Origin of the sequence: Sporosarcina limicola (assembly GCF_014873855.1) — a bacterium.
Classification (GTDB): Bacteria; Bacillota; Bacilli; order Bacillales_A; family Planococcaceae; genus Sporosarcina; species Sporosarcina limicola.
The window spans coordinates 120746-133267 of sequence record NZ_JADBEL010000009.1 but is presented as its reverse complement, the minus strand read 5'-3'; the positions used below and the strand labels follow the sequence as shown (position 1 = coordinate 133267).

Annotated in this window: 13 protein-coding genes, 16 tRNA genes and 2 rRNA genes; 26 read left to right on the top strand and 5 right to left on the bottom strand. The window is 41.2% G+C overall.

All coding sequences use genetic code 11. The features are described from left to right. The 23 genes from H4683_RS10035 to H4683_RS09925 form a co-directional block, all read left to right on the top strand. A 23S ribosomal RNA gene (locus H4683_RS10035) occupies positions 1-97 on the top strand; the annotation flags it as partial. Positions 98-244: 147 nt separating this feature from the next. Next, positions 245-360, top strand: a 5S ribosomal RNA gene (gene rrf / locus H4683_RS10030). Positions 361-408: 48 nt separating this feature from the next. Beyond that, positions 409-483: transfer RNA gene (locus H4683_RS10025), tRNA-Asn, on the top strand. A gap of 3 nt (positions 484-486) precedes the next feature. Continuing rightward, positions 487-578 (top strand) — tRNA-Ser (locus H4683_RS10020). 19 nt (positions 579-597) lie between these two features. Next, a tRNA-Glu gene (locus H4683_RS10015) sits at positions 598-672 on the top strand. A gap of 353 nt (positions 673-1025) precedes the next feature. Further along, a tRNA-Val gene (locus H4683_RS10010) sits at positions 1026-1101 on the top strand. 61 nt (positions 1102-1162) lie between these two features. After that, positions 1163-1237 (top strand) — tRNA-Met (locus H4683_RS10005). A 3-nt stretch (positions 1238-1240) separates the two neighbouring features. Continuing rightward, positions 1241-1316: transfer RNA gene (locus tag H4683_RS10000), tRNA-Asp, on the top strand. A gap of 26 nt (positions 1317-1342) precedes the next feature. Then, positions 1343-1418 (top strand) — tRNA-Phe (locus H4683_RS09995). A gap of 14 nt (positions 1419-1432) precedes the next feature. After that, positions 1433-1508 (top strand) — tRNA-Thr (locus H4683_RS09990). Positions 1509-1521: 13 nt separating this feature from the next. Further along, a tRNA-Tyr gene (locus H4683_RS09985) sits at positions 1522-1606 on the top strand. 43 nt (positions 1607-1649) lie between these two features. Continuing rightward, positions 1650-1723: transfer RNA gene (locus H4683_RS09980), tRNA-Trp, on the top strand. A gap of 32 nt (positions 1724-1755) precedes the next feature. Next, positions 1756-1831, top strand: a tRNA-His gene (locus H4683_RS09975). Between the two features lie 25 nt (positions 1832-1856). After that, positions 1857-1932 (top strand) — tRNA-His (locus H4683_RS09970). 10 nt (positions 1933-1942) lie between these two features. Then, a tRNA-Gln gene (locus H4683_RS09965) sits at positions 1943-2014 on the top strand. Between the two features lie 4 nt (positions 2015-2018). After that, a tRNA-Gly gene (locus H4683_RS09960) sits at positions 2019-2093 on the top strand. A gap of 6 nt (positions 2094-2099) precedes the next feature. Then, a tRNA-Cys gene (locus H4683_RS09955) sits at positions 2100-2173 on the top strand. 37 nt (positions 2174-2210) lie between these two features. After that, positions 2211-2291: transfer RNA gene (locus H4683_RS09950), tRNA-Leu, on the top strand. A 653-nt stretch (positions 2292-2944) separates the two neighbouring features. Next, on the top strand, positions 2945-3763 hold the full coding sequence (locus H4683_RS09945) for a Fic family protein (protein WP_192598691.1): 819 nt from the start codon (positions 2945-2947) through the stop codon (positions 3761-3763). A gap of 488 nt (positions 3764-4251) precedes the next feature. Then, positions 4252-4785 carry a DUF6744 family protein gene (locus tag H4683_RS09940; protein ID WP_192598690.1) on the top strand — a complete coding sequence of 178 codons (534 nt, stop codon included), beginning with the start codon at positions 4252-4254 and terminating at the stop codon, positions 4783-4785. After that, positions 4778-5098, top strand: a complete 321-nt coding sequence (locus H4683_RS09935; RefSeq protein WP_338062446.1) for a group II intron maturase-specific domain-containing protein — start codon at positions 4778-4780, stop codon at positions 5096-5098. The genes H4683_RS09940 and H4683_RS09935 overlap by 8 nt, the downstream gene beginning before the upstream one ends. A gap of 142 nt (positions 5099-5240) precedes the next feature. Beyond that, positions 5241-5603: an SRPBCC family protein gene (locus tag H4683_RS09930; RefSeq protein WP_192598688.1), complete on the top strand. Its 363-nt coding sequence runs from the start codon at positions 5241-5243 to the stop codon at positions 5601-5603. Further along, complete coding sequence (locus tag H4683_RS09925) at positions 5579-6262, top strand: hypothetical protein (RefSeq protein WP_192598687.1); 684 nt, start codon at positions 5579-5581, stop codon at positions 6260-6262. Before H4683_RS09930 ends, H4683_RS09925 begins: the two co-directional genes overlap by 25 nt. Before the next feature lie 230 nt (positions 6263-6492). Here H4683_RS09925 and H4683_RS09920 read toward each other — a convergent pair whose 3' ends face one another. Both H4683_RS09920 and H4683_RS09915 read right to left on the bottom strand, forming a co-directional pair. Continuing rightward, positions 6493-7008 carry a hypothetical protein gene (locus tag H4683_RS09920; protein WP_192598686.1) on the bottom strand — a complete coding sequence of 172 codons (516 nt, stop codon included), beginning with the start codon at positions 7006-7008 and terminating at the stop codon, positions 6493-6495. Positions 7009-7034: 26 nt separating this feature from the next. Further along, the gene (locus H4683_RS09915; protein ID WP_192598685.1) at positions 7035-7730 is read right to left on the bottom strand and encodes a B3/B4 domain-containing protein; all 696 of its coding nucleotides are present in this window, start codon (positions 7728-7730) and stop codon (positions 7035-7037) included. Positions 7731-7786: 56 nt separating this feature from the next. Between H4683_RS09915 and queG the strand changes: the two genes are divergently transcribed. The 3 genes from queG (at position 7787) to H4683_RS09900 (ending at position 10522) form a co-directional block, all read left to right on the top strand. Beyond that, on the top strand, positions 7787-8914 hold the full coding sequence (gene queG, locus H4683_RS09910) for a tRNA epoxyqueuosine(34) reductase QueG (protein WP_192598684.1): 1128 nt from the start codon (positions 7787-7789) through the stop codon (positions 8912-8914). A 17-nt stretch (positions 8915-8931) separates the two neighbouring features. Further along, positions 8932-9405: a tRNA (uridine(34)/cytosine(34)/5-carboxymethylaminomethyluridine(34)-2'-O)-methyltransferase TrmL gene (trmL, locus tag H4683_RS09905; RefSeq protein WP_192598683.1), complete on the top strand. Its 474-nt coding sequence runs from the start codon at positions 8932-8934 to the stop codon at positions 9403-9405. A gap of 292 nt (positions 9406-9697) precedes the next feature. After that, positions 9698-10522, top strand: coding sequence for an aldo/keto reductase (locus H4683_RS09900; RefSeq protein ID WP_225942013.1), 825 nt, complete (start codon positions 9698-9700; stop codon positions 10520-10522). A gap of 69 nt (positions 10523-10591) precedes the next feature. On the opposite strand, the gene H4683_RS09895 is transcribed toward H4683_RS09900, so the two are convergent. From H4683_RS09895 to H4683_RS09885, 3 genes are read right to left on the bottom strand one after another with little or no spacing between them, the layout of a single operon-like run. Beyond that, positions 10592-11446 (bottom strand): RluA family pseudouridine synthase, encoded by an 855-nt coding sequence (locus H4683_RS09895; RefSeq protein ID WP_192598682.1) that lies wholly within the window; start codon positions 11444-11446, stop codon positions 10592-10594. A 29-nt stretch (positions 11447-11475) separates the two neighbouring features. Further along, the gene (locus tag H4683_RS09890; RefSeq protein ID WP_192598681.1) at positions 11476-11955 is read right to left on the bottom strand and encodes a thioredoxin family protein; all 480 of its coding nucleotides are present in this window, start codon (positions 11953-11955) and stop codon (positions 11476-11478) included. 1 nt (position 11956) lies between these two features. Continuing rightward, positions 11957-12382 (bottom strand): disulfide oxidoreductase, encoded by a 426-nt coding sequence (locus H4683_RS09885; RefSeq protein WP_192598680.1) that lies wholly within the window; start codon positions 12380-12382, stop codon positions 11957-11959. Positions 12383-12522: the final 140 nt, after the last annotated feature.

Here is a 12522-nt window from a genome sequence, read left to right as displayed (position 1 = left end):
GTAAGACCCCTCAAAGAAGATGAGGTTGATAGGTTCGGGGTGGAAGCGCGGCGACGTGTGGAGCTGACGAATACTAATCGGTCGAGGACTTAACCAAATTTAAAAAGAGCACGGTTGGCTCTTGATTCTGTTCAATACAATGTCTGTTTTATCCGGTTTTGAGCGAACAAAATAAATTATTTTGTAAAAACGCTTGCAATATCCTTCAGATGTGATATAATAAGTATTGTCTTGTGGAAAATAGTTCAGTGACGATGGCGAAGAGGTCACACCCGTTCCCATACCGAACACGGAAGTTAAGCTCTTCAGCGCCGATGGTAGTTGGGGGTTTCCCCCTGCAAGAGTAGGACGTCGCTGGTCTGTTAACTCCAATTAACATACTAAATATTATATGAATCATACTATTATTCCGCAGTAGCTCAGTGGTAGAGCAATCGGCTGTTAACCGATCGGTCGTAGGTTCGAGTCCTACCTGCGGAGCCAATTGGAGAGCTGTCCGAGTGGCCGAAGGAGCACGATTGGAAATCGTGTAGGCGGCTAACGCTGTCTCAAGGGTTCAAATCCCTTGCTCTCCACCAGTTTCAATCCAATTATATTGGCCCCTTGGTCAAGCGGTTAAGACACCGCCCTTTCACGGCGGTATCACGGGTTCGAATCCCGTAGGGGTCACCATTAAAACTTTTTCGATACGTGGTATCGAAAATAGTTATCCAATAAAAAAGAATCTTTATTATTAATGCAACTCCTGTTAAAATTGGGAGAAGCAAGTAGTACAAGGAAGCGATTGAGTTTCAAAAGGAACTTCGATTAAGAACGCGACGTCCTGTCGCAACATCGAAGTCAGCACATCCTGTGCAAGCGAAGTTGACGCAGTAATGCGAAGCTTATCGCACAGCCCGGTAAAATTGGGAGAAGCGAGTAGAACAAGGAAACGATTGAGAGAAAGAAGGAGCGTACATTAGTACGTGACTGAGTGAACGATTGAAGTTGACGCAGTAATGCGAAGCTTATCGCAATTTTACCCAGGAGGATTAGCTCAGCTGGGAGAGCACCTGCCTTACAAGCAGGGGGTCGGCGGTTCGAGCCCGTCATCCTCCACCATTATTCCATTATTTTTAAGGAAGATTATTTTAGCGGAAATCACGCTGAAAAATCCTATTGTCGCGGGGTGGAGAAGTGGTATCTCGTCGGGCTCATAACCCGAAGGTCGCAGGTTCGAATCCTGCCCCCGCAACCAAATGGTCCCGTGGTGTAGCGGTTAACATGCCTGCCTGTCACGCAGGAGATCGCCGGTTCGATCCCGGTCGGGACCGCCATTTTTTTTACAAATGAATATATTTGTGGCTCAGTAGCTCAGTCGGTAGAGCAAAGGACTGAAAATCCTTGTGTCGGCGGTTCGATTCCGTCCTGAGCCACCATTTTTAATTTTCGTGCCGGTGTAGCTCAACTGGTAGAGCAACTGACTTGTAATCAGTAGGTTGAGGGTTCAAGTCCTTTCGCCGGCACCATATATACACCCTTGGTGGGGTAGCGAAGTGGCTAAACGCGGCGGACTGTAAATCCGCTCCCTCCGGGTTCGGCGGTTCGAATCCGTCCCCCACCACCAATTTTTATTAACACGAACTGTATGTTAAAATAAACTTCCATATAGGGGCATAGTTTAACGGTAGAATAGAGGTCTCCAACACCTTTGATGTGGGTTCGATTCCTACTGCCCCTGCCAATTCAATCTAACAATCAAACATTATAATAATGGCGGTTGTGGCGAAGTGGTTAACGCATCGGATTGTGATTCCGACACTCGGGGGTTCAATTCCCCTCAGTCGCCCCATTTTTTTAAAAAAAACATTATTATGGCGGTCGTGGCGAAGTGGTTAACGCATCGGATTGTGATTCCGACACTCGGGGGTTCAATTCCCCTCGTCCGCCCCATTTATCCTTTTGGGGTATAGCCAAGTGGTAAGGCAACGGACTTTGACTCCGTTACTCGTTGGTTCGAATCCAGCTACCCCAGTTTTGCGGAAGTAGTTCAGTGGTAGAATACGACCTTGCCAAGGTCGGGGTCGCGGGTTCGAATCCCGTCTTCCGCTCCATTCTACGGCGGCATAGCCAAGCGGTAAGGCATGGGTCTGCAACACCCTTACCACCGGTTCGATTCCGGTTGCCGCCTCCATTTTTCTAGTGATTCGCTATCAGTAAGTTATTATTATGCCCGAGTGGTGGAATGGCAGACACGTCGCACTCAAAATGCGATGCCGCGAGGCGTGCCGGTTCAAGTCCGGCCTCGGGTATTTCTTAGTCTTATCCTGTTAAGTTGAGTAAGTCCTAAAACATCTACAAATGTTGATATAACAACATTTGTAGATGTTTTTTATTTTTGTGCAATACGATGTGTTTTGAAAATTTTCTCACAAATTTTACACAACCATATTCTCAAAGATTGAAACTGTTTCTTCTTCATCCTTTTCTCTCATCTCGTCCAAAATGTGCGAGTAGGTCTTCCAGGTTGTCTCTACATCCTTATGTTATCGGGATGCTTTTATGCTATCTTGATAGTAGAGCAATATTAAGATGAATAATAAAAAGGCAATTGAAAAGTTACGGCATGGGCTAATCGCATTTGAAAGTGTAATGAATGATAGACTGTTTACCACTTCATACCTTCTGGATGATAAAAGATAAGAAACCTTATTTCTTTGGAAATGATAATGTTATATCTCTTATACAAATTAATTTAGTGTTGGGGGGTGAAAATGAAATTATTTAAACCTATGACTAAAAGAATCTGAGAATTGGACAAAGGGAAATGTACGTGAGTTTTATACTTATATGTTATTACTAAGGTGTTTCCAATATTCAAAACGAAAGTAGAGATGATGAACTCATTACTTCAGGATTTTAATAATGGTATAATTAAAATATAGAAATAAGGGGGTTGGTATAAATGAGCCGCTTAATCGAAAAGATGACATATGAATATTTAGAGGATGTTTTGGTTCGTTTGGCACACCATTCCAGTGCAATTGAAGGTAATACAATCACGTTACCAGAAACAGTGACAATCATACTGAATGATACGTTACCAAATAACGCAAACATAACGAGAAGAGAATTTTACGAAGTAGACAATCACCAACAAGCGTTTGAATATCTTGTGCAGTCAATAGAAAATAATGAACATTTATCAGTATCTATCATAAAAGAGATACATGAAAAATTAACGGATCGACTGCAACATGATAAAGGACAATTTAAAACTGAGGATAATTATATAAAAGGGGTAGAATTCTCGACAGGATCATCTGAACAAGTACCCGAATTAATGGATCAGCTAATCGGAAATTTGAATTATCGTTTGAAAAATGCTAAGACAGAAGATGATATATTAAAAATTATCTTAGAAACGCATATCCAGTTTGAAAAAATTCATCCTTTTTCTGATGGAAATGGAAGAATGGGCAGGATGATTATGAACTATTCATTACTGGAAAATAATTTACCACCACTAATTATAAAGAAGGAAGTAAAAAATGAGTACATGCAGTTATTAGGTGAAGCGCAAACAAAAGAGTTTCCTGATCCGCAGGATATTGAAAATTTTGTTGCTTTTGCAAAACCGATTATGGAAGAAGAAGAAAAAAGGATGTTGTCTTTTGCAAATAAAGAATCAAAGCAAGTTAAAATAATTATCGAAACCAGAGAAGAAGAAGAAAGAAGAATTAATCTTATGAACAAGAAATTTAATAATGGTGAGCAGCGATAAAATTTCAATGAAATAGTTCCACAAGTTGTTGATAAACCCAGTTTCAAGTTATCATTTTCGATGAAGTTGCGATTTACATTGGGTTTTGTTAAAGTGAAAGTATATTCTTTATGTTATTAAGTCACTGTTCCACTGGTGAAAGTCGTTACACTTTTTGCATATGCAGAAAGAGATCCGGCATAAATTTTCAGCCTTTGTATTCCTTATTTAAAGGAGAAGTTAGGCAGACGTATTCGACGTCTATAAATTGCTTTTGCATATCAGAAGAGATACTTACGCATGTTGCGTGATATAGATTAAAACCGTTTTTTCCTATCCAGGGGAGATTGGTTTTTTGCTTTCAAAAAGGTATTGAAAGGAGATGGAAGGGGATTTATTGAAATCGAACAAATTGGGTTATTTTAAAACGCATTTACTTAGCGATTGCTAGGTGTAAATGCGTTTTTTTTTCTTTATCTAAAATACAAAAATAGAAAGGGTTGTTAGGTATGTCAATTAATCTTGAAAATATGACGGCTGTTCAAAACAAGCAACAAGACGGTATTCTTGGTCATCTTATGTGGTTCTCGGTTGGCAAGCAATTAGTCAAAATGGATGATTTGGAGCTAGTACTCGTTAAATCAGGTTTGCCTGTCGAGTGGATGCCGAATGCGATTCGTCCAGCCGATGCTTTCCGAAGGAGTACTAAAGAGATAGAGACTAGAAAATCCACTGGACATGCTGGCGTATTCGAGAACTTTCTTATACGTGAAGTGTTCTCGGACAAGAGCTATGTGCAAAGAAACATTGTAGTGGAAAAAGTGGATCAGGTAGGTAAACGTCTTGATTATAACAGTAGAGCGGGAGTAATCACGCTAGATAAGCAGAATAGTTCTCTGACGTTTATTACGGAGAACGAAATTGCAAAAGAGCTGTGCTTTGAAGCAGAGCGTAATTTCAATATTTATAAAGACCATTATTCAGCTCAACAAGTAAGAGTAATGGTAAGCAAAATACTTCAATCGCGGCACCTATATATTTAGACTATCATTTATAATTAACTACTATGGTGTAAGCAGAATGAAGAGTTTCATCCTGGAAACCCAGCAATGGTTAAATCATCGACTTAGGCAAATCGTCTGGAAAAGATGGAAGAAAGTCCGTACGAAATACGCAATGCTCCGTAATCATGGCATCGATCATGAGGATGCCATGAAACTAGCAAATTCCCGAAAGGGATACTGGCGCATTTCAAGGACTGAAATCTTACATCGTGCAATAACAAAAGAAAAACTCATAAAGTGGGGACTGAAAGATATGTCCCTACTTTATGAGCGAAGATACTTAAAAGGTTGAACCGCCCTATACGGAACCGTATGTAGGGTGGTGTGAGAGGCTGGATAATCAAATAATGGTTAGCCTCCTACTCGATTATAAAAGAAAGCATCTCATGACTGTGATACAGTTTTAAAAAAGAGTGAATGGCGGTGGAGAGATTATGCCTCTGGTTAAACATAGTGAATTCATACAAGTGCCGATTGAACGCTGCTTTGATCTTGCTAGAGACGTTGATGTTCATATTCATATTCGAACAACTATAAGGACGAAAGAAAAGGCTGTTGGAGGAGTTATGGCAGGTCTCTTAGAAGCGGGAGATGTTGTTACGTGGGAAGCGATTCATTTTGGCGTAAGACAGCGATTGACTGCGAAAATCACTGAAATGAATCGACCTTATGTGTTCAAAGATATCATGGTGAAAGGCGCCTTTCATTCTTTTAGCCATATCCATGAATTTATCGAAAAAGATGGCGGGACTGTTATGACGAATGGGAGAAGATGTTTCAACCTCAAGTTGAGTTGAATGCGCAACAAGCGAAGATTTTCAACTTATCATCCTATAATCAAGAAGTGACTGGAATTGAAGGCAAGATTGGGATGTTATTCAACACGCAATTTGTAGCTGAGGATATCAGAAGAGGATCAAAAATGATGCTCTATTTTTTGGGGGACATCCCGGAATTCGAAAATAAAAGTTACAGAGTAGAAGCTAGGAATATTTACGATAAAAAGATTACACTTTCCGAGGGGAATTTTAATAGTTTTCTATTTGGTAAAGATGCTCAACAGATATTGACGAGTTTCACACCATTTCCGGTAGAGGGAGAATGGCAACTTTCTTTCTATGTGGATGATCGATTATTTGAAGAGTTTACAATTGAAGTCCTTCCTCCATTTCCAAAGACCGAACATTATATTTTGATTAATCATCCAAAGGAACTTAAGGTCGGTGAGGAAATTGAATTTACGATTGTAAGTTCAGTGGAAAGTGGGAAGGAAATAGAAGTCAAGTTAATCAATAAAAAAGGAAGTATTGTTTCTGAACATGTTTTTATTCAGGATGGTAGTTTTATGAGTGCGGGGGAATACATTTATGACTATCATGGGCGTATTGAGTTTCCGAATCACGGTACTTGGAGATTAATGATTGATGGCGAGAAAACAAAGTCATTTAAAAACTGATAATAATGTTGAATGTCTATACAAAAACGCTCCACCGCCGAAACGGTAGGAGCGTTTTACATAGGTAGGGGTCTAGTGGAGGCCTCAAAGGGTTGTCCATTGCGATTGCCCTGGTTGGTTATTGGAAATTGGTCACAAAGTAAATGGGAACAGGTCATTGGTTTGACTGCATTTAAGTTGGATTGACCCCTACTCTATGCCTTGGAAAGGAGTCTCACCTTTCCAAGGTTTTAGAAGTATTTACTATCATCGAAATCAAGGATGATGGAGTAGTTTTTCGCGTTAATGAAATTGGATAATTTATGCGCATCTTTTTCTGTTTGAAGTGACTTCACACGGTATTCTTCAGGATCAAATAAGGCAACTTGGTAGACAGTTATGCTTTCAGAATAGCCATATTGAATTTCTTCTTTTTTAGCCATCGAAAGTTCCTTGTAAAAACGGCCTTTAGCACGTAATTGCGTAGCGAGTTCAATTGCTTCGACAATTGCAAGTTGTTGCCCTTGGAAATTGATTTCATTGTCGATATTGGCACGATACATTAGACGGTCAAGAAGGCGGCTGTCCAAACGTACTTCATCCAATTCGGTTTCCACGACCATAAGGGAGCGTGCCCCTATTTCAGGCGAGTTGCCTTTTTCTACAGTTGTGAAGGCGACACGTCTCATTTCATCTTCTAGCTCATGAATTCGTTTTGTTAAAATACTTTTCAGTTTTACAGCTTCGGCGAGTGTAATATTAGCCATTTGTCCGTTCCCCCGATTCTTATGCACTAGTAGTCAACTATAATGGAAGTTTGCCCTTCATGCAAAACAAAAGCTCGAGCGTCGCCACCGCTTATGCTAGTGAACATTTTGCTGCATGCGGTTGTTAGTTCGAGTGCTTCTGTGGTACCCATTGAGGGGCGCAGAAAGAATACCTGAAGCGCTTCAGTCGTTTCTTCTGTTACAGCAGTACGCATAGAGTCGACGAATGGACTTCCAAATGGGCTATAAGCATCTTTTAGCAATAAAATATGCTTCAATGAATTAAAGCGGCCGTTCAATCCATCATAACCGTCATCTTCTGTTCCGAGTGAAACATGTAGATTGCCGACAATCTCGTTAAGATCATAAATACCGATTGGGATTTCATGTTGCAAGGAAAAGAAGTTATTCAAGTCGACTGCCGTATGGTATGGATTGATGTAGTTCTGCTTTTTTATACGGCGCATGAGTGCTTCTGTAGAGTGGCGGTAACGATTTGGATCTGCTCCAAGGGACTTCCAAATTGTACGCCATTCTTTAATACCGGGAAATTGATCAAGGGATTTATCTTCCATATCAAAGAAAAGTTGCTCTTGGAATAGTTGTAATCTTCCTTTTAGCATTTGAGGCGATTCTGACACGGTAATTTTGGTATAATAGTTAATGCCTAATTTTAATCCGGGTACAGCTTCAATAAGTTTGGCATCCATTTCGATTTTCAATGACATCACCCTTTATATAGTTTGATTTAATCTTATCACAGAGGAGGCGATACAGTGTGAATACCGTTCAACTGCAACAGGCAGTGAGAGCGTATGCGGCAACGATCGGCATTGATAAGATCGGCTTTACGACAGCAGCCCCATTCCGAGAACTGAAAAATCGGTTGAAGCGGCAGCAGGAACTTGGTTACCAGTCAGGGTTCGAGGAAAAAGATCTAGATAAGCGAACGGAACCGGCTCTGCTGCTCGATCAAGCGGAAAGTATCATTGCAATTGCGGTTGCCTATCCGTCAAAAATGGAGGACTCACCTAAGGGAAAAAAAGGGGAGCGAAGAGGCATATTTTGCCGTGCGTCGTGGGGAATGGATTACCATACGGTTCTTCGTGAGAAATTGGGTCTTCTTGAACAATTCATATTGGAACAGATTCCAACCGCAAGAGTGCGTTCAATGGTTGATACTGGAGAACTTTCTGACCGTGCTATCGCGGAACGTGCGGGTATCGGGTGGTCGGCAAAAAACTGTTCGATTATTACACCGGAATTCGGTTCATATGTCTATCTGGGTGAAATGATTACGAACATCCCATTTGTACCGGACGTTCCGATGGAAGATGAATGCGGCGATTGTACACTTTGTATTGATGCTTGTCCGACGGGGGCATTGATTCAGGGTGGGCAATTAAATGCGCAGCGATGCATTGCTTTTCTGACACAGACGAAGACGCCGATTCCCGAAGAATTCCGTGCAGAAATCGGTAATCGGGTGTATGGCTGTGATACATGCCAAACCATATGTCCGAAGAATAAGAAGAAACATAATTTACATCAGCAGGCATTTCAGCCGGAACCAGAACTAGCCAAACCTCTTTTACAACCGATGCTTACATTGTCAAATCGTGAGTTCAAAGAGAAGTTCGGTCATATATCCGGTTCATGGCGAGGGAAGAATCCGATTCAGCGAAATGCAATCATTGCTCTTGCACATTTCAAGGATGAAGCGGCAGTTCCTGAATTGATTGCCATGTTGGATAAAGATCCGCGCCCAGTCATCCGTGGTACAATCGCATGGGCATTAGGTCAAATAGGAACAGAAGAAGGATACAACGCTATTAAAGAGGCATTGTTGAAAGAAGAAGATCTAGAAGTACGTGCTGAATTAGAGGCTACATTGAAAAGAGTTTAAGTGGAGGATGTGCTAAAATGGCGATACATGTTGCATTATTTGAACCGCTCATCCCTGCAAATACGGGGAATATTGCGCGGACATGTGCAGGAACAGGAGCTAAACTTCATCTTGTGAAGCCACTTGGGTTTTCGACGGATGACAAAATGTTGAAACGGGCTGGGCTCGATTATTGGGACCACGTCGATATTACCTATCATGATGGGCTTGAGGAATTATTTGCGGCGTATTTGGAAGCAGAATTTTATTTTATTACGAAGTTTGGTAAGAAAGCATATTCCTCCTTTGATTTTTCGGATGAAACCAAAGACATCTTCTTTGTATTTGGTAAAGAAACGACGGGTCTACCGGAAGAAGTTGTTCTGAACCATGAAGAACACTGTTTGCGCATCCCAATGAATGACAACATCAGGTCGCTTAATTTATCGAATACGGCAGCTATCCTTGTTTATGAAGCGCTTAGGCAACAAGCATATCTAGGGTTAGAATAAAAAAACGGGACAGCCAAGTAGGCGAGTCCCGTTTTTGCGTAATTACTTTTTAACTTTACCCGGTTTATCTTCGTATCCGCCTGTAAAGATTGCAGAAAAGAATGCGAAGCAAACGCCGATTATAAGAAGAAGTGACATCGGATATACCTCCTGTAAAATCAATAGTTCTTTATGTAGTATACCCTATTCTTTATTGAAATGAAATGACCATCCGGATAAATTGTGACAAAGACGGGAAATATGATTGAGTATTGTATAATTAAAGTATGAGATGTGAAAGGGGAGAAACTGAATGACGAAAGTGTTCACTGAAACAATGGAGCTTGCCAATGGAATTGCGATGCCGCAACTTGGATTAGGTGTTTATAAAATGACCAATCCGGAGCAGACGTTTGAAGCGATAAGCTTTGCGATAGAAACAGGCTATCGTGCAATTGATACAGCCGCAATCTATGAGAATGAAAGAGAGACGGGTGAAGCGGTTCGTCACGCGAGGATCCCGAGAGAACAGTTATTCATCACATCGAAAGTCTGGAATACTGATCAAGGTTATGATGCCACACTCCGTGCATTCGAAACGTCTTTAGAGAAACTGGGCCTTGATTATTTAGATTTGTACTTGACACATTGGCCGATAACAGGAAAATTCGTCGATACCTATAAGGCAATCGAACGGTTGTATGATGAAAAATTGATTCGTGCGACCGGTGTTTCTAATCATCATGCGCACCATCTGGAGAAGATCTTAGTGAAAGCGAATGTAGCACCAATGGTGAATCAAATCGAAGTCCATCCCCAACTTACACAGGAACCGCTTCGGAAGTTTTGTAATGACAATGGAATTGCCATTACATCATGGTCACCACTCGCAAGGGGGAAGTTCCTTGCAGAACCGACGCTTTTGACTATCGGGGAAAAATACAACAAGACAACCGCACAAATTATAATTCGCTGGCATTTACAAAATAATCTTATCGTGATACCAAAATCAGTAACACCCGAACGCATTAGAGAAAATAGTGAAGTTGCTGATTTCATATTGACATCTGAAGATATGGAAATGATTAACGCATTGAATCAGGATGAACGTACAGGAACAGATCCGGATACGTTCTAAGAGACATTAAAAGTGAAAAAAGAGCCCGTGGGAGTTCCCATGGGCTCTTAAGTATGTTGAAACTTGATTTTACTTTTTCGAATCAGGAGTTTCGATGGTCGTTTGTTTTCCTGTGAATGGGTGGATGAAAGAGAGTTCTGTTGCGGTTAAGCGGTATTCTCCGTCGTTTGTTTCGCTACCGCCATATAATGTATCTCCTATTACGGGATGTCCAATATGGGACAGATGCACACGGATTTGGTGCGTTCGTCCTGTTTTGAGTTCAGCCTCTACGAAAGTTGAATCCTCTGTACGTTGGATAACAGTGAAATTAGTGAGTGCGGATTGTCCAGACATCGAGACAAGACGTTTCACAGGGTGATGACGATCTCGGCCAATCGGTAGTCTAATTGTCCCTTTTGGCCTTTTTAGATAGCCATCGACTTCAGCAATGTATTTCCGCGTAATATCGTTTCGTTCAATCATCCGGTCAAAAAGTGCTTTCGCGATGGGGTGTTTCGCAATAAGGATGACTCCAGTTGTCCCCTTATCGAGACGGTGAATATGCTCGGCATAGTTGCCGCCGTTTTTACGAACATAATCCATAACTTGATTCATCAGCGTACCAGTTTCGCCCGGGCCGTCAGGATGAGTTGTTATGCCAGCAGGTTTTAAAGCCGCTAAAATATGCTCGTCCTCAAAAAATACTGCCAATCCATCAGACTTTTCCGAAACATAAGCGGACTGTGCATCTGGAAATTCGAATGTCAATGGTGTTCCTTCTGCTAGCGGCGTGCGCCATTCAATCGGCTCACCGTCCGTACCCTTCACACTTTTGGCCATTCGCATTTGGTGGACAGTTTTTTTTCCGGCTTGCCATTCTTCCCGGAGAAGCTGTTCTACAGTTAGACCTTCTTCTTGTGTTTTATAATGAAAAACAGACATTCAGCTTTCTCCCCCTAGGACGTATATCGTCACTTACCTTCAAATTCTTTGAAAAATGCACGGATATTATCTTCTGGCTGTCCTCCGACAATCCGACCAACTTCTTTTCCATTCTCATAGTGGACAAGTGACGGAAATTCATAGATTCCATACTTTGTCTTTTCATTAACTTTATCGCCAAATTCAAGCATATTGTATTGCAGTACATCTACGCCCATCTCTTTTGCGATTGGCATCATGACAGGTGTCATTTCCATACAATACCCACAATTAGGGCTAAAATAGTAAACTGTCACAGATCGATTGGCGTCAATTTTTTCAAAAAGTGCCTCCGGGAGAACGATGTTGCTATAGTTTGGATTACCAATCAGAGCGATTGTCGATTTTTCTAGATTGTCCTTACCATATGGATTTTTTTTAAGTTTTTCCTCGTCAGATTTGTTCGAAAGGACGATGATTAGGATAAAGACAGCGATAATCACACCGCCGATAGCGAGTAGTTTTTTCAATTTACTTCGACTCCTTCTGCCATTTCATCATGAAAAGGCTTGTAATTAAAATAATTAAAAATGCGACAAGTGCCAAAAAGGGGATTGTGATGAACCCCAGGTAGTTGATGTATTGCCCTGTGCAAGGAACATCTCCACAAGCAGGTGCGCTGTCACTTAGGTAACTAAACTTTTGGATGCCGTAATGATACAGAGACATGCTTCCACCAACTATAGCGAAGACAGCTATTGTCAAAGCGATACGAGCATTTTTCTGAAACAAGGCGACACCTGAAATGAGTATGGTTGGATACATGATAATCCGTTGGTACCAACAAAGTGTACATGGCTCATAACCACGCACTTCCGAAAAATACAATGAACCGAGCGTCGCAACCAATGACACAGTCCAAATTAAAATAAGGCTATTCTCTAGCCGTTTATGCATGGCTACCAACTCCTAATAGAAAGACTACATATTTGATTATAGGGTGTGGCATGAAGCAAGTAAAATATTTATCATCGCCCTTGTGTTACAAGATGGTGACAAACTGATTGGGGTAGTTGATAAGCATGCGCCAAGGCGGT

Bases quoted from the DNA above. Each gene is read 5' to 3' on its own strand.
- H4683_RS09900 (WP_225942013.1), top strand. From the start codon at position 9,698: ATGACGAAAGTGTTCACTGAAACAATGGAGCTTGCCAATGGAATTGCG.
- H4683_RS09940 (WP_192598690.1), top strand. From the start codon at position 4,252: ATGTCAATTAATCTTGAAAATATGACGGCTGTTCAAAACAAGCAACAA.
- H4683_RS09920 (WP_192598686.1), bottom strand. From the start codon at position 7,008: ATGGCTAATATTACACTCGCCGAAGCTGTAAAACTGAAAAGTATTTTA.
- H4683_RS09885 (WP_192598680.1), bottom strand. From the start codon at position 12,382: ATGCATAAACGGCTAGAGAATAGCCTTATTTTAATTTGGACTGTGTCA.
- H4683_RS09895 (WP_192598682.1), bottom strand. From the start codon at position 11,446: ATGTCTGTTTTTCATTATAAAACACAAGAAGAAGGTCTAACTGTAGAA.
- H4683_RS09945 (WP_192598691.1), top strand. From the start codon at position 2,945: ATGAGCCGCTTAATCGAAAAGATGACATATGAATATTTAGAGGATGTT.
- trmL (WP_192598683.1), top strand. From the start codon at position 8,932: ATGGCGATACATGTTGCATTATTTGAACCGCTCATCCCTGCAAATACG.
- H4683_RS09930 (WP_192598688.1), top strand. From the start codon at position 5,241: ATGCCTCTGGTTAAACATAGTGAATTCATACAAGTGCCGATTGAACGC.
- H4683_RS09925 (WP_192598687.1), top strand. From the start codon at position 5,579: ATGTTTCAACCTCAAGTTGAGTTGAATGCGCAACAAGCGAAGATTTTC.